General features: G+C 71.5%; 23 protein-coding genes and 1 tRNA gene. 10 read left to right on the top strand and 14 right to left on the bottom strand.

Annotation, left to right across the window (positions count from 1 at the left end; translation table 11 throughout):
- Positions 1-2: 2 nt before the first annotated feature.
- Together AC1DX8_RS18105 and AC1DX8_RS18100 are read right to left on the bottom strand one after the other, a co-directional pair.
- The gene (locus tag AC1DX8_RS18105; protein WP_477631342.1) at positions 3-488 is read right to left on the bottom strand and encodes an MOSC domain-containing protein; all 486 of its coding nucleotides are present in this window, start codon (positions 486-488) and stop codon (positions 3-5) included.
- Entirely contained in the window at positions 464-1477 is a 1014-nt protein-coding gene (locus tag AC1DX8_RS18100; RefSeq protein WP_477631341.1) for a GNAT family N-acetyltransferase, read from the bottom strand. The genes AC1DX8_RS18105 and AC1DX8_RS18100 overlap by 25 nt, the downstream gene beginning before the upstream one ends.
- A gap of 116 nt (positions 1478-1593) precedes the next feature.
- Between AC1DX8_RS18100 and msrA the strand changes: the two genes are divergently transcribed.
- Positions 1594-2316: a peptide-methionine (S)-S-oxide reductase MsrA gene (msrA, locus tag AC1DX8_RS18095; RefSeq protein ID WP_477631374.1), complete on the top strand. Its 723-nt coding sequence runs from the start codon at positions 1594-1596 to the stop codon at positions 2314-2316.
- A 12-nt stretch (positions 2317-2328) separates the two neighbouring features.
- On the opposite strand, the gene AC1DX8_RS18090 is transcribed toward msrA, so the two are convergent.
- A complete protein-coding gene (locus AC1DX8_RS18090; protein ID WP_477631340.1) occupies positions 2329-2844 on the bottom strand; it encodes a DnaJ family domain-containing protein in 516 nt (171 codons plus the stop codon).
- 177 nt (positions 2845-3021) lie between these two features.
- Between AC1DX8_RS18090 and AC1DX8_RS18085 the strand changes: the two genes are divergently transcribed.
- Positions 3022-3912, top strand: coding sequence for a cobalamin-binding protein (locus tag AC1DX8_RS18085; protein WP_477631339.1), 891 nt, complete (start codon positions 3022-3024; stop codon positions 3910-3912).
- 40 nt (positions 3913-3952) lie between these two features.
- On the opposite strand, the gene AC1DX8_RS18080 is transcribed toward AC1DX8_RS18085, so the two are convergent.
- On the bottom strand, positions 3953-5329 hold the full coding sequence (locus AC1DX8_RS18080) for a cystathionine beta-synthase (RefSeq protein WP_477631338.1): 1377 nt from the start codon (positions 5327-5329) through the stop codon (positions 3953-3955).
- Between the two features lie 181 nt (positions 5330-5510).
- On the opposite strand from AC1DX8_RS18080, the gene AC1DX8_RS18075 reads away from it, so the two are divergent.
- The gene (locus AC1DX8_RS18075; RefSeq protein WP_477631337.1) at positions 5511-6758 is read left to right on the top strand and encodes an SGNH/GDSL hydrolase family protein; all 1248 of its coding nucleotides are present in this window, start codon (positions 5511-5513) and stop codon (positions 6756-6758) included.
- A gap of 50 nt (positions 6759-6808) precedes the next feature.
- Positions 6809-8032, top strand: coding sequence for an acetyl-CoA C-acetyltransferase (locus AC1DX8_RS18070; RefSeq protein ID WP_477631336.1), 1224 nt, complete (start codon positions 6809-6811; stop codon positions 8030-8032).
- Positions 8033-8101: 69 nt separating this feature from the next.
- Here AC1DX8_RS18070 and AC1DX8_RS18065 read toward each other — a convergent pair whose 3' ends face one another.
- The 3 genes from AC1DX8_RS18065 to AC1DX8_RS18055 all read right to left on the bottom strand — a co-directional run bounded on the left by AC1DX8_RS18065 (position 8102) and on the right by AC1DX8_RS18055 (position 10300).
- Positions 8102-9022 (bottom strand): hypothetical protein, encoded by a 921-nt coding sequence (locus AC1DX8_RS18065; RefSeq protein ID WP_477631335.1) that lies wholly within the window; start codon positions 9020-9022, stop codon positions 8102-8104.
- 116 nt (positions 9023-9138) lie between these two features.
- Positions 9139-9429: a hypothetical protein gene (locus AC1DX8_RS18060; RefSeq protein WP_477631334.1), complete on the bottom strand. Its 291-nt coding sequence runs from the start codon at positions 9427-9429 to the stop codon at positions 9139-9141.
- 1 nt (position 9430) lies between these two features.
- The gene (locus AC1DX8_RS18055) at positions 9431-10300 is read right to left on the bottom strand and encodes a Bax inhibitor-1/YccA family protein (protein WP_477631333.1); all 870 of its coding nucleotides are present in this window, start codon (positions 10298-10300) and stop codon (positions 9431-9433) included.
- A gap of 160 nt (positions 10301-10460) precedes the next feature.
- On the opposite strand from AC1DX8_RS18055, the gene AC1DX8_RS18050 reads away from it, so the two are divergent.
- The gene (locus tag AC1DX8_RS18050; RefSeq protein ID WP_477631332.1) at positions 10461-11579 is read left to right on the top strand and encodes an endonuclease/exonuclease/phosphatase family protein; all 1119 of its coding nucleotides are present in this window, start codon (positions 10461-10463) and stop codon (positions 11577-11579) included.
- A 72-nt stretch (positions 11580-11651) separates the two neighbouring features.
- On the opposite strand, the gene AC1DX8_RS18045 is transcribed toward AC1DX8_RS18050, so the two are convergent.
- A complete protein-coding gene (locus AC1DX8_RS18045) occupies positions 11652-12035 on the bottom strand; it encodes a hypothetical protein (protein WP_477631331.1) in 384 nt (127 codons plus the stop codon).
- A 71-nt stretch (positions 12036-12106) separates the two neighbouring features.
- Positions 12107-12184: transfer RNA gene (locus tag AC1DX8_RS18040), tRNA-Leu, on the bottom strand.
- Positions 12185-12310: 126 nt separating this feature from the next.
- On the opposite strand from AC1DX8_RS18040, the gene AC1DX8_RS18035 reads away from it, so the two are divergent.
- The 4 genes from AC1DX8_RS18035 to AC1DX8_RS18020 are packed head-to-tail and all read left to right on the top strand — an operon-like array spanning position 12311 to position 15316.
- The gene (locus tag AC1DX8_RS18035) at positions 12311-13084 is read left to right on the top strand and encodes a prolipoprotein diacylglyceryl transferase (RefSeq protein ID WP_477631330.1); all 774 of its coding nucleotides are present in this window, start codon (positions 12311-12313) and stop codon (positions 13082-13084) included.
- Positions 13081-14667, top strand: coding sequence for a radical SAM protein (locus AC1DX8_RS18030; protein WP_477631329.1), 1587 nt, complete (start codon positions 13081-13083; stop codon positions 14665-14667). Before AC1DX8_RS18035 ends, AC1DX8_RS18030 begins: the two co-directional genes overlap by 4 nt.
- Positions 14664-14966, top strand: a complete 303-nt coding sequence (locus AC1DX8_RS18025) for a hypothetical protein (RefSeq protein ID WP_477631328.1) — start codon at positions 14664-14666, stop codon at positions 14964-14966. The genes AC1DX8_RS18030 and AC1DX8_RS18025 overlap by 4 nt, the downstream gene beginning before the upstream one ends.
- An 11-nt stretch (positions 14967-14977) precedes the next feature.
- Positions 14978-15316, top strand: coding sequence for a hypothetical protein (locus AC1DX8_RS18020; protein ID WP_477631327.1), 339 nt, complete (start codon positions 14978-14980; stop codon positions 15314-15316).
- A 212-nt stretch (positions 15317-15528) separates the two neighbouring features.
- Here the strand turns inward: AC1DX8_RS18020 and AC1DX8_RS18015 are convergent, their stop codons facing one another.
- Both AC1DX8_RS18015 and AC1DX8_RS18010 read right to left on the bottom strand, forming a co-directional pair.
- Positions 15529-16380: an SDR family NAD(P)-dependent oxidoreductase gene (locus tag AC1DX8_RS18015; protein WP_477631326.1), complete on the bottom strand. Its 852-nt coding sequence runs from the start codon at positions 16378-16380 to the stop codon at positions 15529-15531.
- Positions 16364-17863 carry a flavin-containing monooxygenase gene (locus AC1DX8_RS18010; protein ID WP_477631325.1) on the bottom strand — a complete coding sequence of 500 codons (1500 nt, stop codon included), beginning with the start codon at positions 17861-17863 and terminating at the stop codon, positions 16364-16366. The genes AC1DX8_RS18015 and AC1DX8_RS18010 overlap by 17 nt, the downstream gene beginning before the upstream one ends.
- A 52-nt stretch (positions 17864-17915) precedes the next feature.
- On the opposite strand from AC1DX8_RS18010, the gene AC1DX8_RS18005 reads away from it, so the two are divergent.
- On the top strand, positions 17916-18560 hold the full coding sequence (locus tag AC1DX8_RS18005) for a TetR/AcrR family transcriptional regulator (RefSeq protein ID WP_477631324.1): 645 nt from the start codon (positions 17916-17918) through the stop codon (positions 18558-18560).
- Here the strand turns inward: AC1DX8_RS18005 and AC1DX8_RS18000 are convergent.
- The 3 genes from AC1DX8_RS18000 to AC1DX8_RS17990 form a co-directional block, all read right to left on the bottom strand.
- Positions 18543-19526, bottom strand: a complete 984-nt coding sequence (locus AC1DX8_RS18000) for a Ppx/GppA phosphatase family protein (protein WP_477631323.1) — start codon at positions 19524-19526, stop codon at positions 18543-18545. The two genes, AC1DX8_RS18005 and AC1DX8_RS18000, sit on opposite strands and share 18 nt — an antisense overlap.
- A complete protein-coding gene (locus AC1DX8_RS17995) occupies positions 19523-20038 on the bottom strand; it encodes a DUF501 domain-containing protein (RefSeq protein WP_477631322.1) in 516 nt (171 codons plus the stop codon). Before AC1DX8_RS17995 ends, AC1DX8_RS18000 begins: the two co-directional genes overlap by 4 nt.
- Positions 20035-20638 (bottom strand): FtsB family cell division protein (locus AC1DX8_RS17990; RefSeq protein WP_477631321.1); only part of this gene is annotated, 604 nt, incomplete at its 5' end. The genes AC1DX8_RS17990 and AC1DX8_RS17995, both read right to left, overlap by 4 nt.

Below are 20638 nucleotides of genomic sequence, written 5' to 3'. Positions count from 1 at the left end.
GCTCAGGAGCCCTCCCGCACCACCGGGTCGCCCACCCGGATGACTCCGCCCTCGAGGATCCGGAAGACCGTGCCGCCCCGCGCGTGGAGCGCCTTCATGGCCCCGGGGCCGATGAGGTCGTCCATCAGCCGACAGGGTGCAGCGGGTCGCACGACCTCGAGCAGCGCCTCCCCCATCCGCACCCTGGTGCCCGGCCTGCCGGGGACCGGCCCGCCCGAGATCGTGACGTTGCGGCGGGTGGCGCCGGCCTCGACCTCCGCCCCGAGGGCTCGACCTGCGTCCACCAGCGAGGGGGCTGACTGCACCGTGACGTGCCGGTGCTTGGAGCCGTGGTAGCGGTCACCCACCAGCCCGGCACCGGCCTCGGCGACGACCGACTCGACCGGACGCATGGGCAGCTTGGTGGCCTTCGCGACGTGGATCGAGAGCACCGTGCCGAGGTCAACCTCGAGCGGGTCGTCCATCACGGCGACGCCACCTTCTGCCACTCGCGCATCATCCCGTCGTTGACGTAGCCGAGGGCGCGGTTGACGGCGAGCATCGCCGCGTTGTCGTCCGCGTTCCAGGTGCGGACGCTCGTCGTGGCTGGCGACTCCTGCATGAGGGCCAGTGTCCCAGCCGCCTTCATCCGCAGGCCGAGCCGGTGACCGCGGTGCTCGCGCATCACCAGGGTGTCCTGCTGGAAGGCCACCTGCGGCTTGGCCCGTGGCACCTGCACCTGGGTGTAGCCGACCAGCTCCCCCGTGGCCTCGTGCACGGCGAACGTGTCGACGACCCGGCGGCCGAGCGCCGCGATCCTCTCGTAGTCCGCCTGCACCCGCGCCTGGTCCCAGACCTCCTCCTCGAGGACGAGGTCTCCCATCGGGATGTCCGTGCTCATCCGTCGGCTCAGCTCCGCGCGCCCCGCCAACCACGCCCCCGGTATGCCGTCCCAGCAGGTCCGCACGACGTAGCCGTCCGCTGCGTCCCCGTCCACCGCCGCCTCCAGCGCCTCCCGGTCCGCAGGCAGGGGCAGTGAGCTGCGCAGCACCGTCTGCGCACCGGCATACCCGTGGAGCGCCGCGAAGCCCTCGCCGCTCTCGTCGCGACCGCCGACACGCCACTGCGTCTCCCCGAGGAGGATGCTGCGGCCGTGCTCGGTGGCAGCCGCCTCGGTGTGCTGGAGGAGCGCCGTGCCCACCCCTCGGCGGCGGTGGTCGGGGTGGACGATGACCAGGACCAAGGCCTGCGAGAGGTTGTCGTGCTGCGGCATCATCAGGGCTGCGGCGCCGACCACGCTGCCGCCGGGGTCCACGGCCGCCCACGCGATGCGGCGCCGGGCAGTGCTGCGCCCCAGCTCGCGCAGCTCGTCGACCGAGTGGGCCGAGTGGTCCGGGCCGAAGAGGTCTCGACCGTCCGCCGCGAAGACCTCTGCCCAGTCGTCGAAGAGCTGCCGCTGGGCGTCGTCCGGGTCGTCGATCAGGGTGATGGTGACCATGCCCCCACCCTGCCGGGACCGGCACCGCCCGCGCCAACGGTTTGGCATGGGCGGGGACCGACATCCTGGTCGCGGCGCGGAACAGTCGTGGGGCGAGCCGCGTTGGACCACTCGTGATATTCGGATCGCGCGCCAAGACCACCCTGCCCACCGCCGAGAACGCCCTGCGCGGACGCGAGACGCGTCCGTTCCACATCGCTGACGAGCACGTCGTCCTGCACACGCCGCTGGAGGGCCCATGGCCCGACGGCACCGAGGTGCTCTACATCGCGATGGGCTGCTTCTGGGGCGCGGAGCGCATCTTCTGGCGGCTTCCGGGTGTCGTCACGACCGCAGCGGGCTACATGGGCGGGCTCACCCCGAACCCCACGTACGAGGAGACCTGCACCGGGCTGACCGGTCACGCCGAGGCGGTGCTCGTCGCCTACGACCCGGAGCAGACCAGCCCCGAGCTGCTGCTCAAGGAGTTCTGGGAGAACCACGACCCGACCCAGGGCAACCGGCAGGGCAACGACATCGGCACGGCCTACCGCTCGGCCATCTACTGGACCACGCCCGACCAGCAGCGTGCGGCCGAGGCGACGCGCGAGGCGTTCCAGAAGGTGTTGACCGACAACGGTTTCGGCACCATCACCACCGAGCTGCGCTCAGCCGAGGACGCCGGCCCGTTCTACTACGCCGAGGACTACCACCAGCAGTACCTCTACAAGAACCCCGGCGGCTACTGCAACCACGGTCCCAACGGCATGACCTGCCCGGTGGGGATCGTCAAGCAGGACCAGCTTCCCTCGCAGGAGAGCGTGCTGCGCGTCAACGACTCCAGCGACCTGGGCGGCTGACCCGCGGTCACGCTACTGACCGGCGCCGGTTCCTGACCGGCGCCGAAGCAGGCGACCCAGCCACGACGACCCGTGTCGGTAGGCGGCCTGCGGGTCGGCGGGGAGTGTCACCGCCTCGGCTGCCTTCGCGGCCTCGCGGAGCTCGCGCCACTGCTCGACCATGGCATCGACGTCGACCAGGGGCGCCCAGATCGGGAAGCTCGCGCCGACACCAGGACGAAGCCGGTCCATCTTGACGCGGTGGTTGTAGTCCTCGAGCACCGCACGGACGCTCGCCTCGGTGCGCAGGTCGAGTAGCGAGCCCGGGAAGGTGGCCGCCTCCTTGCGCAGCGCCAGCGGCGGCGACAACGCGCCGGACAGGTCGAGGTGCTCCCGCTCGGCGAACCGCTTCACCCACCAGTCGGGGTCCTCCCGCTCCGGGTCGCCGAGGCTGCGCAACGGCTTCCCCGCCCCGGGCAGGTTGTCGAACTCCCCGCGCTCCTGCGCCTCGCGGATCGCGCGCTCCACCGGAGATTCCCAGTTCTCCATGGTGCCAACCTAACCCGCGCCCCGGCGGTGACGGTATGCCGCGTCGCCGGCCACGCGGCATACCGTCTCTGGGTGGTTCGGGGTGGCTCAGTCCCGGGCGACCGGCGCGCCCGGCCGCCTCGGTGACGTTGCGCGGCCGCCGAGGCCATCGCGGGGCCACCTGCGTAAGGTCTGGGCATGCGCATCGTCTCCTTGCTGCCCTCGACGACGGAGATCCTCTTCGCCCTCGGAGCCGGTGACCAGGTGGTCGGCGTGACCTTCGAGTGCGACACCCCGGCCGAGGCCCGCGAGCGCACCATCGTCTCGACGACGGCGATCCCCGAGGGACTCTCGGCCAGCGACATCGACGCCTTCGTCAGCAGGGCCATGGCCGCCGGGGAGGACCTCTACCACCTGGACGCCGGAGCCCTCGGCGCTCTCGACGCCGACCTCGTGGTCACCCAGGACCTGTGCGCTGTCTGCGCCGTGGACGTCTCCGTCGTCGACGACGCCCTGGCCTACCTCGGCTGCCGGGCCGAGGTCCTCACCATCGACCCGCACACCCTCGACGAGGTGCTCGGCTCCATCACCACCCTGGGGTCCGCGACGGGCACCGTCGAGCGGGCAGCGGCCCTCGTGGCCGACCTCCACGACCGCCTGTATGCCGTGGAGTCGGCGGTGCGCGCCGCTCCCCGTCCGCGGGCGCTGGTGCTCGAGTGGACCGACCCGGCGTTCGCGCCCGGGCACTGGGTGCCGGAGATGGTCACCCGGGCCGGCGGCACCAACGCACTCGGGGAGGCAGGCGAGAAGTCGGTGCGCGTCACGTGGGAGGCGGTTCGCGACAGCACTCCCGACGTCATCGTGTGCGCCCCCTGCGGCTACGACCTCGAGGGGTCGACTGCGTTGGCCCACAAGGCGATCGCCGCCGGGCAGCTACCACCCGGCATACCCGTCTGGGCGGTCGACGCGAACGCCAGCTTCGCGCGCCCAGGTCCTCGCCTCGTCGACGGCGTCGAGGCGCTGGCCGGCATCCTGCACCCGGACGCGACGCAGCCGCCGCGCCCGGACATGGCGCGACGGCTGCGTTGAGCGGCGCGGTGCGCCGGCCGGGGCCTGGCGGCCCGATCTCCTAGTCCACCAAGGCGATCAGCAGATCGGCGCGGGTCAGCACCCCGACCGGCTTGCCGTCCTCGACGACCATGATCGCGTCGTGCTTCTCCAGCTCGTGCCGCGCAGACGTCACCGGCTCACCGGCACCGACCAGCGGCAGCGACGGCTCCATGTGCTTGTCGACCGAGTCGGTGAGGTGCGCGGTGCCGTTGAACAGCGCCTCGAGCAGGGCGCGCTCGCTGACCGACCCCGCGACCTCGCCGGCCATCACCGGCGGCTCGGCCTTGACGACGGGCATCTGCGAGACGGAGTACTCGTGGAGGATCTCGATCGCGTCGCGGACGGTCTCCGTGGGGTGGGTGTGCACGAGGGCCGGGATGTCGCCGGCCTTCTTGTGCAGCACCTCGCCGACGGTGGTCTCGGTGTGGGTGTGCATGAAGCCGTAGGAGTTCATCCAGTCGTCGTTGAAGATCTTCGACATGTACCCGCGGCCGCCGTCGGGCAGCAGCACGACGACCACCGCGTCGGCCGGGAGGTCCTTCGCCGCGCGCAGGGCCGCCACGACCGCCATGCCGCAGGAGCCGCCCACGAGCAGGCCCTCCTCCTTGGCCAGGCGTCGCGTCATCTCGAACGAGTCGGCGTCACTGACGGCGATGACCTGGTCGACGACGTCGGGGTCGTAGGCCGTCGGCCAGAAGTCCTCGCCGACACCCTCGACGAGGTAGGGGCGGCCGGTGCCGCCGGAGTAGACCGAACCCTCGGGGTCGGCGCCGATGATCTGCACCCGCCCACCCTCGCGGGCCTCCGAGACCTCGCGCAGGTAGCGCCCGGTGCCGGTGATGGTGCCACCGGTACCGACCCCCGCCACGAAGTGCGTGATCGTGCCGTCGGTGTCGTCCCACACCTCGGGGCCGGTCGACTCGTAGTGCGACGCGGGCCCGTTCTGGTTGGCGTACTGGTTGGGCTTCCACGCGCCATCGATCTCGCGCACCAGCCGGTCGGACGTCTCGTAGTAGGAGTCCGGGTGGTCGGGCGCGACGGCGGTCGGGCAGACCACCACCTCGGCGCCGTAGGCCTTGAGCACGTCGCGCTTGTCCTGGCTCACCTTGTCGGGGCAGACGAAGACGCACTTGTAGCCCTTGCGCTGGGCCACCAGGGCCAGTCCCACGCCGGTGTTGCCGGACGTCGGCTCGACGATCGTGCCGCCGGGCTTGAGCTCGCCGGAGGCCTCGGCCGCCTCGATCATCTTCAGCGCGATGCGGTCCTTCACCGACCCGCCGGGGTTGAGGTACTCGACCTTCGCGAGGATCGTCGCAGCGATCCCGTCGGTGACCGAGTTGAGCTTGACGAGGGGCGTGTTCCCGACGAGGTCGGCGATGTGCTCTGCGTACTTCACCGCGCCATCCTCTCAGATCGTGGACGCCCCCTCGGACGCCCCGGCGGCCCCTCTGGAGCCTCTCCGCCAACTGGGGGATGCCAAGAACGGGGGGCCGGTCGCACCATCGAGGGGAGGGGGGCACACCATGTCTGCATCGGGCGTTACCGTCAGAGGAGCCACGGACGAGAGGGGATGGCCCATGAGCCGGGCACGACGAGCCCGCAAGATCGCCGCCACCGCCGCGTACGGTGGGGGCGGGCTCGCTGCTGGGATCGGTGCGCTGGGCGCTCTCGGCTACGGCGTGCTCAAGGCGGAGGCGATGGTGGCCCGCCGGATCGTGGGCCAGCCCTTCGACGGCTCCCCCGACGACAACGGCCTGTATGGCGCGGGCGTGGGCGACCCGGTCGAGCTCGTCGTCCTGGGCGACTCGTCCGCCGCGGGCATGGGCGCCGACCACCGCTACCAGACCGTCGGCGCCATCATCGCCAACGGCGTCTCGGCCCTGACCGGCCGCCCGGTGCGCCTCACCAACACCGCCGTCGTGGGCGCCGAGTCGTCCGGCCTCGAGCTCCAGCTCGCCAACGCCCTCGACCAGGTGCCCCGGCCGCACGTCGCCATCATCATGATCGGCGCCAACGACGTGACCCACCGGATCAACAAGGCCGTGGCCGTGCGCCACCTCGAGATGGCGGTGCGGTCCCTGCGCGCCCTCGACACCGAGGTCGTCGTCGGCACCTGCCCCGACCTCGGCACGATCCAGCCGATCCCCCAGCCGCTGCGCCTCATCGGCCGCCGCTGGTCGCGTGACCTGGCCGCGGCCCAGACCGTCGCCGTCGTCGAGGCCGGCGGCCGCACGGTGTCCCTCGGCGACCTCCTGGGGCCCGAGTTCGCCGAGCGCCCACACGAGATGTTCAGTGCCGACCGGTTCCACCCCTCGCCCGCCGGCTACGCCCGGGCCGCCGCCGCACTGCTGCCGAGCGTCTATGCCGCCCTCGGCGTCTGGACCGGCGAACCGAGCGAGGAGCGCGCTCCCGACATGCGCCGCGGCGAGGGCGTCGGTCCGGTCGCCGTGGCAGCCCAGTACGCCGTCCGCGACCCCGGCACCGAGGTCTCGGCGACCAAGATCGCCGGTCAGACCCGCGGACCCCGAGGTCGCTGGGCGATGCTCCTGCGCCGCCCACGTGACACCGTGCCCGGCCGCACCGATCAGCCCACCAAGGTCGACGACGCGGCGCAGCTCGCGCCCGCCGGCCCGGCACTCCCGACTGCCGAGACCGGACCGGTGGAGGCAGGCCCGGTGAAGCCCGCCCCCGTGAAGCCCGGACCCGTGAAGCCCGGGCCGGTGGAGACCAGCCCTGCTGAGGTCGACCGGGAGGTGGGCGAGCCCGACGAGAGGAACGCCACACCCGCGGACCCAGCCGCACGGCATACCATCGAGGCTGACTAAGCGGCCGCTTATCTCGCGGCCCCTCGCACCTGTTGCACGAGGAGGACCCCGTGACCGAAGCCGTCATCGTCTCGACCGCCCGCACGCCCATCGGGCGCGCGTTCAAGGGCTCGCTCAAGGAGATGCGCCCCGACGACCTGTCGGTGCAGGTGATCTCGGCCGCGCTGGCCAAGATCCCCGAGCTCGACCCCACCCTGGTCGAGGACCTCTACTGGGGTTGTGCCGAGCCGTCCGGCCGCCACGGCTCCAACATGGCGCGCGTCGTGGCCGTGCTCGCGGGGTTCGACGGGCTCCCCGGGTCGACGATCAACCGGTTCTGCGCCTCCTCCGTGCAGACCACCCGCATGGCGTACCACGCGATCAAGGCCGGTGAGGGCGACATCTTCGTCTCGGGTGGGGTCGAGTGCGTCTCGCAGTACACCAACTGGGCTGGGGCTGGCGGCTCCTCCGGCGACGACCAGAACCCCAAGTTCGCCGGGTCCGCGGCTCGCAGCGAGCAGATCGCCGCGAGCAACGAGACCTGGACCGACCCGCGTCAGCAGGGTCTGCTGCCCGACGTCTACCTGTCGATGGGCCAGACCGCCGAGAACGTCGCGACGCTGCGCGGGATCTCGCGCGAACGCCAGGACGAGTGGGGCGTCTCGTCGCAGAACCGCGCGGAGAAGGCCATCGCCGACGGCTTCTTCGAGCGCGAGATCGCGCCGGTCACCCTCGGTGACGGCACGGTCGTCAGCAAGGACGACGGCCCGCGCGCCGGAGTGACGCTGGAGGCGCTGCAGGGGCTGAACCCGGTCTTCCGCGAGCAGGGCACCATCACCGCCGGCAACTGCTGCCCGCTCAACGACGGCGCCGCTGCCGTGGTGGTCATGAGTGACACCAAGGCGAAGGAGCTCGGCCTGACTCCGCTCGCGCGGGTGGTCTCCACCGGCGTCTCCGGGCTCTCGCCGGAGATCATGGGCCTCGGCCCGGTCGAGGCGTCGCGCCAGGCGCTGGCACGGGCCGGCATGACCATCGGCGACATGGACCTCTACGAGATCAACGAGGCGTTCGCCGCGCAGGTGCTGCCGTCGGCCGACGATCTCGGGATGGACTTCGACAAGCTCAACGTGCACGGCGGCGCGATCGCGCTCGGCCACCCGTTCGGCTCGACCGGGGCGCGCATCACGACCACGCTGCTCAACGGCCTCGCCGCCCGCGACGGCCAGTTCGGCCTCGAGACGATGTGCGTCGGCGGCGGCCAGGGCATGGCCATCATCTACGAGCGGCTCAGCTGAGCCCTTTCGTCGAGACCCGTTCGAGGTGATATCCGACCAGTTTCCGGTCGGATATCACCTCGAACCGGGTCAGGCGGCTCGCGCCCGGAGCAGCGCATGGGCCCGCACCACCTGGTCCATGAACAGCTGGGGCTCGAGCCGCAGCCCGACGAGCGTGATGCGGAGCACGCGCTCATCTCCCAGGACGAGCTCGTTCTGGCGCAGGTGGTCGTCGGTCAGGGCCAGGCCCCAGGTGTGCTGGGAGCCGTCGATCTCGACGACCAACCCGATGTCGTCCCAGCTCACGTCGAGGTAGACCGCACCGCGGAGCCCCCGCCGAACGGACTGACGGGTGGGCTCGGGCAGCCCACGCGAGCGACACAGGGCCGCGAAGTCCAGTTCGCCGAGCGAGTGTGCGCCGTCGGCCACGTCGTGGGCCACCCGTCGTATCAAGGCCCGGCGGTTGCGACCGCGGATCACGCCGGTGGTCTCCCACAGCGCCTCGCCACTGACCAGCCGTTGCTGCACCGGCATGGTCAGCACGAGCGCAGCCTGCCGGTCACTCACGGCCCAGTGGGCGGCCCGGACAGCCGCAACAGCGGGTTTGGTCCGGGGCAGGCCCTGCGTGGCCAGTTCGTCGTCGACGCGACGGATCACCTTGTGCAGGACGACTCCGGCGGGAACCACCACCCTGGCCGTGTGCTTCACCGACACGTGGATCCGGTCATCGGAGTAGCCCTTGAGACCGGCCACCTGGAGCGCCGTCACGCCATCGAGCGCGGCCACCCCCGGGCCGACCTCCCAGATCGCGCTCCACCGTCGGGCCGCCAAGGACAGCGGCGCGGTGTGGAGGGCCACCGTCTCGTCCCCGTGGACGCGCCACCGGTCGGCGGACACCTGGCGGTGGACCGCGCGGCGGTCCCACCCGAGCTCACGCAGGCGAGTGCGGCTCAGGACGCCGTCCGGCGCGAGCTCGACGAGCTGGTGCCGCGGAGTGCGGGAGGTGGTCATCTCGCCAGCATGGTCGGGCCCCCCGCTCGCCTCGGCCGTTCATCCACAGGCGCCGCCGTTCGAGGTGATATCCGACCGGTTTCCGGTCGGTTATCACCTCGATCGGGGTATGCCGGTCAGGCGAGCTCGCGGCGCAGGTCACCCAGGCGGCGGGCCAGGTCGTGCGACGCTCCGCCGCCCGCCCCGCCCTCAGCGCAGGCGTCGTAGACGAGGACGGTCAGCTGGTCCATCAGCACCGCGGGACCGAGGTCGGGCACCCGCCCGGTCGGCGACGACAGGTCATCGAGCAGACGTCGGACGACCGGCGCACACGACAGCGCGTGGTCCAGCGGCAGCTGCTGCCACCGCCGGACCACGCGTTGCAGTTCGGCCGAAACCTCCTGCGGAACAGGCGATCTCGGGGTCACGCTAGTTGCTGCGCAGACGCCCGAGCAGACGCAGGATCTCGAGGTACAGCCACACCAGGGTGACGATCAGGCCGTGGGCGAGCAGCCAGGAGTACTTCTCCGGAGCGCCCGCCGCGATCGCCCGGTCGATCGAGTCGAAGTCAACGGCGAGCATCGCCGAGGCCAGGCCGATCGCGAAGAGCGAGATGCCGATGCCGAGAGGGCCGGTCCCACCGATGCCGAAGGCGTGGTTGCCGATCACTGCGTAGAGGAAGTTGACCAGCGCGAAGATGGCGTAGCCGATGACCGCCATGGTCACGATGCGGCGGAACTTCGCCGTCACCTTGATCAGGCCGGTCTTGTAGGCCAACAGCATGCCTGCGAAGACGGACAGGGTGGCGAGGACGGCCTGCGCCACGATCCCCCGGAAGATCTCGGTCTGCCCGGGCGGGTCGAACGCGATGCTGTAGTAGCTGCTGATGGCGCCGACGAAGAGACCCTCGGCCACGGCGTACAGCACGATCAACGGGACACTGATGGTCTTCTTGAACGCGATGACCAAGCCCACGACGAGGGTGAAGGCGATCCCGCCGTAGACGGCGATGGGGCCGAAGCTGGTGGGCGCCAGCTGCCAGCCGACGGCCGCGAAGACGAGCACGATGGCGAACAGCCCGGCCGTCTTCATCACGACGTCGTCGATGGTGAGGCGCTTGGTCTGGACCGGGCCGGCGGAGGGCTGGTTGTAGAGGTCCTGGAGCTGCTGGCTCGTCATGCCGTCGGTGGACGCCATGCCGGCCGTCGGCTGCTGGGACGGCGCACCGCTGCGACCGAACCCGGCATAGCCCTGGCGGGACTCCTTCTCGATCCGGTCGAACACCGGGTTGCTGGCCATGCTGTCTCCTTGGAGGCGTAGGGCGGCCCTGCGGTCGGCCGCTCACCCCAGACTACGTGCGGAAAGGGGGTGAAAGTTCCCGCATGGCCCACCTGTGGACGACGAAGTCGACCCCGGGCCAGCACTGGTGCGTCAGTGCAGCGCGCGGGAGTCTGGTGTCGTGCGGATCGCGAGCTTCAACGTGGAGAACCTGTTCGACCGCGCGAGGCTGCTCGCGGCGGATGACTGGGCGACCCACCGCGCCCTCCTCGACACCTACGCCAAGCTGACCCGCACCCTCCAGCACGCGGCATACACGGCGACCGACAAGGCCAACATCGTCAAGTGGCTCGTCGCGCTGGGGCTGGAGAAGGCCGACTCGGGGACCTACGTCGTGCTGCGGCAGAACCGCGGCCGCCTGGTCACCAGGCCGAAAGCCGGGGGCATCACGGTGGTGGCCGACGGTCGGCCCGACTGGGTGGGCTGGCTCGAGCTCAGGACCCAGGCGGTCACCGAGCTCGCGGTCCGCCACACCGCGCAGGTCGTCCACGACGTCGGGGCCGACGTGCTCGGGGTCGTGGAGGCGGAGAGCCGGATCGCGTTGCAGCGGTTCAACGTCGACCTCCTGCGGCCGATCAGCGACCGCATCTACGGCCACATCATGCTCATCGACGGCAACGACGACCGCGGCATCGACGTGGGCATCATGACCCGTGGCGACCACGTCATCGAGCGGATCGTCAGCCATGTCGACGACGCCGACCTGGCCGGGCCGATCTTCGGCCGCGACTGCCCCGAGTACACCCTGACCCTGCCCAGCGGCGCGTCGCTGCTCGTGATGGTCAACCACTTCAAGTCCAAGGGCTACGGCACGGCGAACGACTCCAACCGGCGCCGCGAGCGACAGGCCGAGCGGGTGGCCGAGATCTACCGCGCCCGGCGTGCCGAGGGCATCGAACACATCGTCATCCTCGGCGACCTCAACGACACGCCTGACTCGGGACCCCTGGCTCCCCTGCTGGTGGGGTCCGCGGCAGGGCCGACCGACCTGCGTGACGTCGCCACCCACCCCAGCTTCGACGACGGTGGCTGGCCGGGCACCTACACGACGGGTCGAGCCGGCAACAAGATCGACTACCTGCTCTGCTCGCCCACCGTCTTCGCCGCGGTCACCGCGTCGGGCATCTTCCGCAAGGGCGTGTGGACCGCGTCCGGCCGCTGGGAGATGTACCCGACCCTGACGCGGGAGCAGGACGCCGCCTCCGACCACGCCGCGATCTGGGCCGACCTCGACCTCTGACCCACCGTGCACGAAGACCCTTGCGGCCGTGCACCGCCGGGCCTGCGCACAGACCGCGCCCGGGTCCCGGTCCTACGGCAGCTCACACGAGAGCAGGGACAGTCGCTGCTTCACGCCTTCCTGTCCGGGCATGACGAAGCCAGCCTCCATCGCCACGAGGAAGGACAGCCTGTCAGGGCCCTTCACGATCACTCCGTACATCGACGTCCTGCGCCCGCCCAGCTCGATGTCTTCCTTCTGCTCGACGTCGCGCGCGACGAGGTCCGGCCGGACCTCGTACCCCGCCGCGCCGAGGCACTCACCCAGCGACTGGCTGCCGTCGGCAAGGCGTGAGCCCAGGACGAAGGACGCGGCTCGCTCCATCCCCGGCGTGGGCTCGCCGGTGCCGCACGCAGAGGCCAGCAGGGCCATGGAGGCCGCGAACACGAGCACCTTGCATCCCCCACGAGCGTTCATGTCCGCGAGGGTAGCGACCACAGCGCCTTCCACGACCCGAAACCGGGCGTCGCCGCACCGGCAGGTCGGTCTGGTGCCCCCGACGGGGGTCGAACCCGCACCTGTGGCGATTTTAAGTCGCCTGCCTCTGCCAGTTGGGCCACGGGGGCGGCCCAAGTATGCCGCGCGCGCACCGCATTCGTGCCACCCTTCACTGGTGCCACGCGTCAGTCGTGTGCGCCACCCCGCGCCCTGGTGCGTGCTGGCACACACGACTCGGGAAGGGAGGGGTGTCGGTGGTTCCCACGGTGTTCGGGGTCGACACGCATGCCGTGTTCGTGGCGCTCGGCGTCCTCACGGCCATCGGGGTGTTCGCCCTGGAGGCCCGGCGGCGTGGGACGACGGACGAGCGGTTGCTGATCGTGGTCACCGGCGGGCTCGTCGGCGGAGCGGTGTTCATGCGGCTCGGCACCTGGCTCCAGCACCTCGACCTGCGCCAGAACGCCTCGCTCGCCGAGCAGTGGGCCTACGGCAACCGCAGCATCCTGGGCGGCCTGGTCGGGGCCTGGGCCGGCGTGCACGTGGCCAAGCGCCTCAGCGGCTACCGACCCCGCACGGGTGACCTGTTCGCCCCCGCCGTGGCACTTGGCATGGCGGTGGGCCGGGTGGGCTGCCTGCTCACCGAGCGACCTGGCAGCCCCACGGGGACGTCCTGGGGGATCACCCTCGACGACGCCGCGGCTGCGCGCACGGGTGCACCCGCCGGCATACCCCTGCACCCGTCGTTCGTCTACGAGATCCTTTTCCACGCGGCGGCGTTCGCCGTCATCTGGTGGTGGCTGCGCCACCGCCCCGTGCCCAGCGGCGAGCTGCTGGTCTGGTACCTCGGCGCGTACGGCGTCGCGCGCTTCCTCCTCGAGTACGTCAGGGGCAACGAGGTCGCCTGGCTGGGACTGACCCGTCCCCAGCTCTTCCTCGCGGTGACCGTGCCGTTGATCCTCGCGCGAGTGGCGGTGCAGGCGCGTCGCGGCGCCTACCGCGGGCTGCGGCACGAGACAGTGGTCGCGTGAGCACCCGCACCGGACCGGGTATGCCGTTGCGCGGCGACCGCATCCACCGTTACGTCAACGCCTTCTGTCCCTTGTGCCACGAGGAGCGACCCGACCGTCCCCTCACGGAGGTGCACCGCCTGTCGGGCTGGCTCGTGGAGCGCGAGGGACGGATCTGGCTCGAGCGCGGGTGCGCCACCCACGGGCTGGTGCGCACGCTGTACGACGAGTCGCCCGAGATCCTGAGCTACCTCGAGGAGTGGACCGCCCCGACCAAGGTGCACACCCCCGACCTGGCCGGGAACTTCGCGCCGGTGCCGGCGGCCTACGCTGATGGGCTGCCCGAGATGCAGACCCAGCACACCTGCATCCTGCTCGAGGACCTCCTCGACCACTGCAACCTCAAGTGCCCGACCTGCTTCGCTGCGTCGGCACCGGCCCTGGCGTCGGTCGTGCCCCTCGACCAGGTGCTCGCATCGGTCGACGCGAGGCTCTCCCGGGAGAACGGTCGGATCGACGTCCTCATGCTCAGTGGTGGGGAGCCGACGCTCTACCCGTGGCTGGGCGAGCTGCTCGACGCGGTCGCCGCCCGTCCGATCGTGCGAGTCCTGGTCAACACCAACGGCCTGGCCATCGCCAAGGACGACGCGCTGCTCGACCTCCTGCGGCGTCACCGTGACCGGGTGGAGGTCTACCTGCAGTACGACGGAGAGTCGGCGCAGGCCTCCACCCACCACCGGGGTGCGGACATCCGCAGGTTCAAGGAGCAGGCGATCGACCGCCTGTCCGCGGCCGGCATCTTCACCACGCTCACGATGACTGCCGCCTTGGGCGTCAACGACGACGAGATCGGGTTCGTGGTCAAGCGCGCGCTCGACACCCCCTACGTCGGCGGCGTGACCATCCAGCCGGTGTTTGGCTCCGGTCGCAGCACCGGGATCGACCCGCACGACCGGCTGACCCACACGGGGGTCCTGGCCCGCCTGGAGGGGCAGACGGCCGGGCAGGTGACGTGGCGCGACCTGACCGCGCTGCCGTGTTCGCACCCGCACTGCTGCTCGGTGGGCTACCTCCTGCGCGACGACTCCGGCACGTGGCGCTCGCTCGTCTCGCTGGTCGGGCCCGAGCGTCTCAAGCAGTGGCTCGACCTGGAACCCGACGTGCTCGCCAACCGCATCGCCGACGACGCCCTCCCCGCCTCGCTCCGCTCGGCCGTCAAGCAGTCGCTGCTCGACCTGCTGTCGGAGCAGTCGTCGCTCTCGCACCCSTCGATGGCAGGGATCTGGCGCGACGTCTGCAGTGGGTGCGACCTGGGCATCGGCACGCTCGCGACGCTCGCGGCGGGCCGCCTCCCCAGCCAGCGCGAGAAGCTCCGAGCCCTGTTGGGAGAGCGCGTGCTGCGGATCACCGTCAAGCCCTTCATGGACATGAACACGATGATCGAGGAGCGCCTCACGCAGTGTTGCGTCCACGTGGCAACGGTGGGCGACGAGGGAGCCCACCAGTGCGCGCCGTTCTGCGCCCTACAGGCCTGGGCGCCGTTGTCGAGGCAACGCATCTCGACCGCGGTCGGCCTGCCCCTCGTCGCCAAGGCCACGTCGTGAGCGGGCCGGACCCGCGCCAGGTCACGCCGCCGCATGCCTCGCAGGGCGACCACGAGTCGGCCGCGCCCTACGACCCGTTGCGGCTGTGCGTCTTCGCGACCGTCGCGCTGCTGGGCTGGGCGCTCGGCCCGGTGGCCCTGCTCGGCTTCGCGGTGCTGGCCATCGTCGGTTACGCCAAGGCCCGTCGGGGTGGCTTGTTGCGGTCGCGCTGCAAGCTCGGGGACACCCGACTGGTGCTGCTCTACCTCACCGTGCTCGCCGCCGCCGCGTGCGTCGGCATCTACCTCTGGATCAGCTGAGGGGAACGCTCATGACACAGCCAGGCCCGACACCGCCAGCGAAGCGGCGGGTACGCTCCAACGTCGCGAAGTTCTGGATCGGGGTCGCCCTCTGCATCCCCGCGCTCGCCGTCGTGGGGGCGGTGGAGTCCCTGCCCACCGTCGTCGGCAACAGACTCAACCTCCCCAGCGAGGTCGGCGCGATCGCGACCATCGGCCTCAACCTCGGGCTGTTGGGCGCGTTCATCGTCGGACTCGTGCGGGAGAGCACCCGCTTCATCATGGTGGGCCTGCTGGCCGGACTGGCGATCCTGTTCGTGCTGGCTGCCGGCGCGTGCGTCGTCCTGTTGGCCGGGGTCGGGCAGAACTGACCGACCGGCCCGGCCCGGGGTTAGCGGGCGATGGGCCGACTTCCCAAGGGATCCGGAACGCCGTGGCCGTGGAAGCGGGCGATGGGCCGACTTCCCAGGGGAAACCGCGACGCAGCGGCCGTGGAAGCGGGCGATGGGCCGACTTCCCAGGGGATCCGCAGCGCCGTGGCCGTGGAAGCGGGCGATGGGCCGACTTCGTGCGGGCGACGACCTCAGCGCCTGGCGGCCTTGGCGGCAGCCCGTGCGTTGAGCCGGCGGTGACCGGTCGCCTGACCCTGGATGACCGCCCTGGCCACCGGCGGCGCATACCGCAGCAGACGCCAGGTGAAGTGCGCGAGGAACCCCACCGGGATGACCGCCTTGTTCGCCGCGAGCCCGTCGACTGCCGCCTTCGCGGTCTGCTCAGCGGTGAGGAACCGCGGTTGCAGCAGCCGCACGCGAGCCCGCACGCTGCTGCCCCCGAAGCTGTCGGGCGCGGCATACACGTCGTCGAGGAGCGGGGTGTCGACGAAGCCGGGGCACAGCACGCTCACCTGCACGCCCTGGCTCGCCGCCTCGGCGCGCAGCGCCGTCGAGAGCCCCACGACGGCGTGCTTGGTGGTCGTGTAGGGCAGCATCGCCGGGGCCGGGATCAACCCGGCGAGGGAGGCGGTGTTGAGGATGTGCCCGCTGCCCTGGGCGCGCATGACCTCGTATGCCGCCGTGACCCCGTGGACCACGCCACGCAGGTTCACGTCGATCGCCTTGGCCCAGTGCCGCTCGTCGAGCTCCTCGAGCAGCCCGCCGATGGCGATGCCGGCGTTGTTGACCATCACGTCGAGGCGGCCGTGCTCGTCGGCGACCTTCCGGACCAGGGCCGTGACGGCTGCGGCATCGGCGACGTCGAGCGTGGCCGGGCTGGCCAGCGGACCGAGCTCTCCCGCCACCCGGACGGCTCCCTCGGCGTCGAGGTCGGCGACGACGACATGGCTGCCGCGGGCGACGAGCTGTGCAGCGATGGCGCGCCCGATACCGGACGCGCCGCCCGTGACGATGGAGACCTTGGGCTCAAATGCCTTGCGCATCAATGGATTCCTTCGTGGTGGTGGGGCGTCCGCTGCGGACTTGCTCGAACTGGGACTCGGTCAGCCTGCGGGTGCGCAGCCAGTAGCCGATGGTCGAGCCGGGCCAGAGGGCGGTGTTGTTGCCGAACCGGTCGAGGTACCAGCTGCGGCACCCGGTGGCCCAGATCGTGTGGCGGGAACGCCGCACCATCTCACGGGTGAACGCGTCCTGGGCCTGGTGGGTCACGACCCGCGGCCCAGCCCTGCCCCGGTCGATCGCCTTGAGCACGTAGTCGGTGGCGAACTCGATCATCGTGACGACGCTGTTGTGCCCGAGGCCGGTGTTCGGGCCGAGGAGGAAGTAGAGCTCCGGGAAGCCCGCGACGGTGATGCCGAGGTTGGTGTGCATCCCACCGCTCCAGGCGTCGGCGAGGGTGCGACCACCGAGCCCACGGATGTCCATGCGGTCGGTGCTGCCACTCACGTCGAAACCGGTGCCGAGGACGAGCACGTCCACCTCGTGCCGTGCGCCGTCGGCGGTGACGACCGCGTCGGGCTCGACCCGCACRATCGCCTCCGTCACGAGGCTGACGTCCCCGCGCGCGAAGGTGGGCCAGTAGTCGTTGGACAGCAGGATCCGCTTGCAGCCGATCCGGTAGTCGGGGGTCAACGCGGCCCGCGTGGCGGGGTCGGGGACCGCTGCGGCCAGCTCCCGCAGGGCGACCCGCTCGACGAACCGGGCCAGACCCGGCAGCCGGACGAACAACGGCGCCCTCGCCTCCAGCGCCCAGTACGTGCGCCAGCGCACCAGGCGCTGCAGTGCCGGCCAGCGCGCGAACAGGCGCTGGCGGGTCGGGCTCCACGCCTGGTCGTGCTTGGTCATCGTCCAGGCCGCAGTGCGCTGGAAGACGGTGGTGTGGTCGGCCACCGGGGCGACCTCTGGCACCAGTTGCACGGCACTCGCCCCCGTGCCGACGACGCCGATGCGTCGGCCGGCCAGGTCGGTCCCCTCCGGCCAGCGGGCGGTGTGCACCACCTCGCCCGCGAACGACGCAAGCCCCTCGATGTCGGGGAGCCTGGGCTCGTGGAGCGCCCCCGCTCCCAGGACGAGGGCGTCGCAGGTCCACTGCCGACCGTCGGCGGTCGTGAGGTTCCAGCGCCCGGCCCCCTCGTCGAACTCGGCCGCCCGCAGGTCGGCGCCGAACTCGATCCGGTCGCGCACGGCATACCGGTCGGCGACCTGGCGCAGGTAGGACCAGATCTCGCCGGCCGTGGCGAAGTCACGCGACCACTGTGGGTACTGGGCGAAGGAGAAGGAGTAGAGGCGCGAGGGGACGTCGCACGCGCAGCCCGGGTAGCGGTTGTCCCGCCACGTGCCGCCGACCTCGTCGGCCTTCTCGAGGACGACGTAGTCGTGCTCGCCCCGCTGGGCGAGGCGGATCGCCATGCCGAGCCCGGAGAACCCGGTGCCGACGATGACCACGCGGTGGTGAGGTGCCGCCATGACGCAAACTTACCATCAGTAAGTTGGCCCGCGTCCGGGGTACAGTTGCCGCGTGCCGCCGAGTCCCCAGCAGCCCGCCGCCCCTCCCGCTCCCCGGGTGCGGATGCCCCGCGCCCAGCGGGAGGAGCAGATCCTGCGCATCGCCGAGGAGTTCTTCGCCGAGCGCGGGTTCCAGGCGACGACGATGGAGGACATCGCCGAGCGGGTGGGGGTGACCAAGCCCCTGATCTACGAGTACTTCGGCTCCAAGGAAGGGCTGCTCTCGGCCTGCATCACGAGGGCGCGCACCCAGCTGAGGGTGGCGACCGAGGCGGCCTGGCTCGAGGTCGGCACTGACGCCCCGCTCGAGGAGGTCTTCCGCGCCGGCGTCGCCGCCTTCTTCGAGTTCATCGACGAGCACGCCACGGCCTTCGTGCTCATCCAGCAGGAGGGTGCGGTCGCCTCCCAGGCCAGCCCCCTGATCGAGAGCATCCGCGAGCAGCAGTCAGCCGCGACCATGGCGACCTTCCGCAAGGCGCCGGCCCTGGCCACCGTCCCCGACGACCTGCTCGAGGGGTACGTCGAGGTCATCATCGGCGCGTGCGAGCGGGTCGCCGTGTGGCGCATCCGCCGGCCCGACGTCTCGACGCGGGCGGCGACCGACATCGTCGTGTCGACCGTGTGGACCGGGCTGGCCGCCCTACTCCCCCGCAGCTGAGACCGCCGGCGGCGGCCCACCCGCCGCCGAGAGCGCGATGCCGTCGAGGATGTCGTGCTCGGACGTGATGACCCGGTGCACGCCCAGACCGGCCAGCCGGGCCACCACCTCGTGCCAGACCAGGGCCCCCGCGCCGATGACGTCGACCCGCCCGGGGTGCATGAACCCCAAGGCCGCCCGCTCCGCACGGGTCAGGTGCAGCAACGACTCGCAGGCCGCCAGGACCTCGTCGGAGTGCAGCTCGGTGAGGTGGATGCGCTGCGGGTCGTACGCCGTCAGGCCCAGCGCGTGGGCGGTGATCGTCGTGACGCTGCCGGCCAGGCCCACGAGCGCACCGACCCCCGTGAAGTCGACCCGCTCGGCAGCGCTGTCGATCGCGGCGTCGATGTCGCGCACCGCGCCGGCGACCTCGGCGTCCGTGGGTGGGTCCGAGTGCAGGTGCCGTTCGGTCATCCGCACGCACCCGACGTCGACCGAGCGGGCGGCCTCGACGACCTCGGTGCCGCGGACGAACTCGGTCGACCCGCCTCCGAGGTCCACCACCAGATACGGACCGGGTATGCCGCGCGCCCGCAGCTCGCCGGTGGCGCCCCGGAACGACAGGGCGGCTTCCTCGTCACCCGAGATGACCTCGGGTGCGATCCCGTAGTGGGAGAAGGCAGTTCGCACACCGGTCACGAACTCGTCGGCGTTCGAGGCGTCCCGCGAGGCGGAGGTGGCGACGAACCGCACACTGGTCGCGCCCAGCTCGCGGCACTGCGCGGCATACTCACCGGCCATCGCCAGTGTGCGCTCCATGGCGACGGGGTCGATGCGGCCGGTGCGGTCGACGCCGTAGCCGAGCCGCACCACCTCCATCCGCCGCAGCACGTCGACGAGCGTGCCTTGCAGCGGGTCGACGTCGGCGACGAGCAGGCGGATCGAGTTGGTGCCGCAGTCGATCGCCCCGACCCGGGTGGTGGTCACAGGGGCACCGTGGGTGCCGGGTCGGGGACACAGGAACCGAATGCCCACCAGTCGTCGAGCAGGGCGAGCGCCTCGTCACCGAGCGGGTTGACGCCGGGTCCGACGGCCAACGAGTGGCCGACCAGGACGTGCAGACACTTCACGCGGGTGGGCATGCCGCCGGCCGAGATGCCGTCGATCTCCTCGACGTGACCGAGCTCGGCGCGACGGGTGAGGTAGTCCTCGTGGGCGGCGGCGTAGGCGGCGGCGAGGTCGGGGTCGTCGGCAAGGCGGTCGCTCATCTGCTTCATCAGCCCGGTCGACTCGAGGGTGGAGATGGCGCCGGTGAGCTTGGGGCAGGTCGCGTAGAACGTCGTGGGGAACGGCGTGCCGTCGGGCAGCCGTGGCTCGGTCTTGAGCACGTCGGGGTGCCCGCACGGGCACCGATGGGCCACCGCGGCGACCCCCCGCGGGACGCGCCCCAGCTGGGCCTGCACCGCGTCGAGGTCGGCCTGGGTCGGCTGGTCGCTCACTTGGCCGGAGCGGTCGCGCCGGACGAGCCGGACGAGCTGGACGAGCCGGACGACGCTGGTCCGGCGTCGGCGACCTGCACGGACTCCCACAGCTGGCCGTACCACGGGTGGTCGCTCGAGGCCGCCGAGGCCTTGGCCACGGCAGTCGCTGCCGGGGTCGAGGGCTTGCCGTCGATCACGGTGTAGGACTTCTCGCCGACCTTGACGAACTTGAGGCGTTCGCGAGCCTGCTGCATGACATACGCGTCGTCGTTCCAGCGGGCCTGCTCCTTCTGCAGGTCGCTCACCCCCTGGCGCTGCTCGCTGACCTGGCCCCGCAGCGCGTCGATCTCGCCCTGCTGGCGCAGGTAGGAGCGCAGGGTCGGGACGAGCGTGACGGCCAGGAGCACGAAGATCGAGGCGAGCACGACGACACGCATCACGCCGCGGGAGCTGCGCCGTTCGGGCGGGACCGGAGACCCGGCCACCTTGCGCGTCACCCCCGGGGCCGTGGCCCGCGAGCGACCCGGCCCAGCCCCCGGACGAGCCGACGCCGAGCGCGCCGCGCCCGGTCGTCCGGTGCCGGCGCGGGGTGCGGCCGAGCGGGGTGCGGCCGAGCGG

Source organism: Pedococcus sp. P2_A3 (assembly GCF_056405035.1).
This window is presented reverse-complemented; position numbering and strand designations above follow the sequence as displayed.

Coding starts and splice junctions, on each gene's coding strand:
- AC1DX8_RS18100 (WP_477631341.1), bottom strand. CDS start 1,477: ATGGTCACCATCACCCTGATCGACGACCCGGACGACGCCCAGCGGCAG.
- AC1DX8_RS18090 (WP_477631340.1), bottom strand. CDS start 2,844: ATGGAGAACTGGGAATCTCCGGTGGAGCGCGCGATCCGCGAGGCGCAG.
- AC1DX8_RS18085 (WP_477631339.1), top strand. CDS start 3,022: ATGCGCATCGTCTCCTTGCTGCCCTCGACGACGGAGATCCTCTTCGCC.
- AC1DX8_RS18075 (WP_477631337.1), top strand. CDS start 5,511: ATGAGCCGGGCACGACGAGCCCGCAAGATCGCCGCCACCGCCGCGTAC.
- AC1DX8_RS18065 (WP_477631335.1), bottom strand. CDS start 9,022: ATGACCACCTCCCGCACTCCGCGGCACCAGCTCGTCGAGCTCGCGCCG.
- AC1DX8_RS18055 (WP_477631333.1), bottom strand. CDS start 10,300: ATGGCCAGCAACCCGGTGTTCGACCGGATCGAGAAGGAGTCCCGCCAG.
- AC1DX8_RS18045 (WP_477631331.1), bottom strand. CDS start 12,035: ATGAACGCTCGTGGGGGATGCAAGGTGCTCGTGTTCGCGGCCTCCATG.
- AC1DX8_RS18020 (WP_477631327.1), top strand. CDS start 14,978: ATGACACAGCCAGGCCCGACACCGCCAGCGAAGCGGCGGGTACGCTCC.
- AC1DX8_RS18015 (WP_477631326.1), bottom strand. CDS start 16,380: ATGCGCAAGGCATTTGAGCCCAAGGTCTCCATCGTCACGGGCGGCGCG.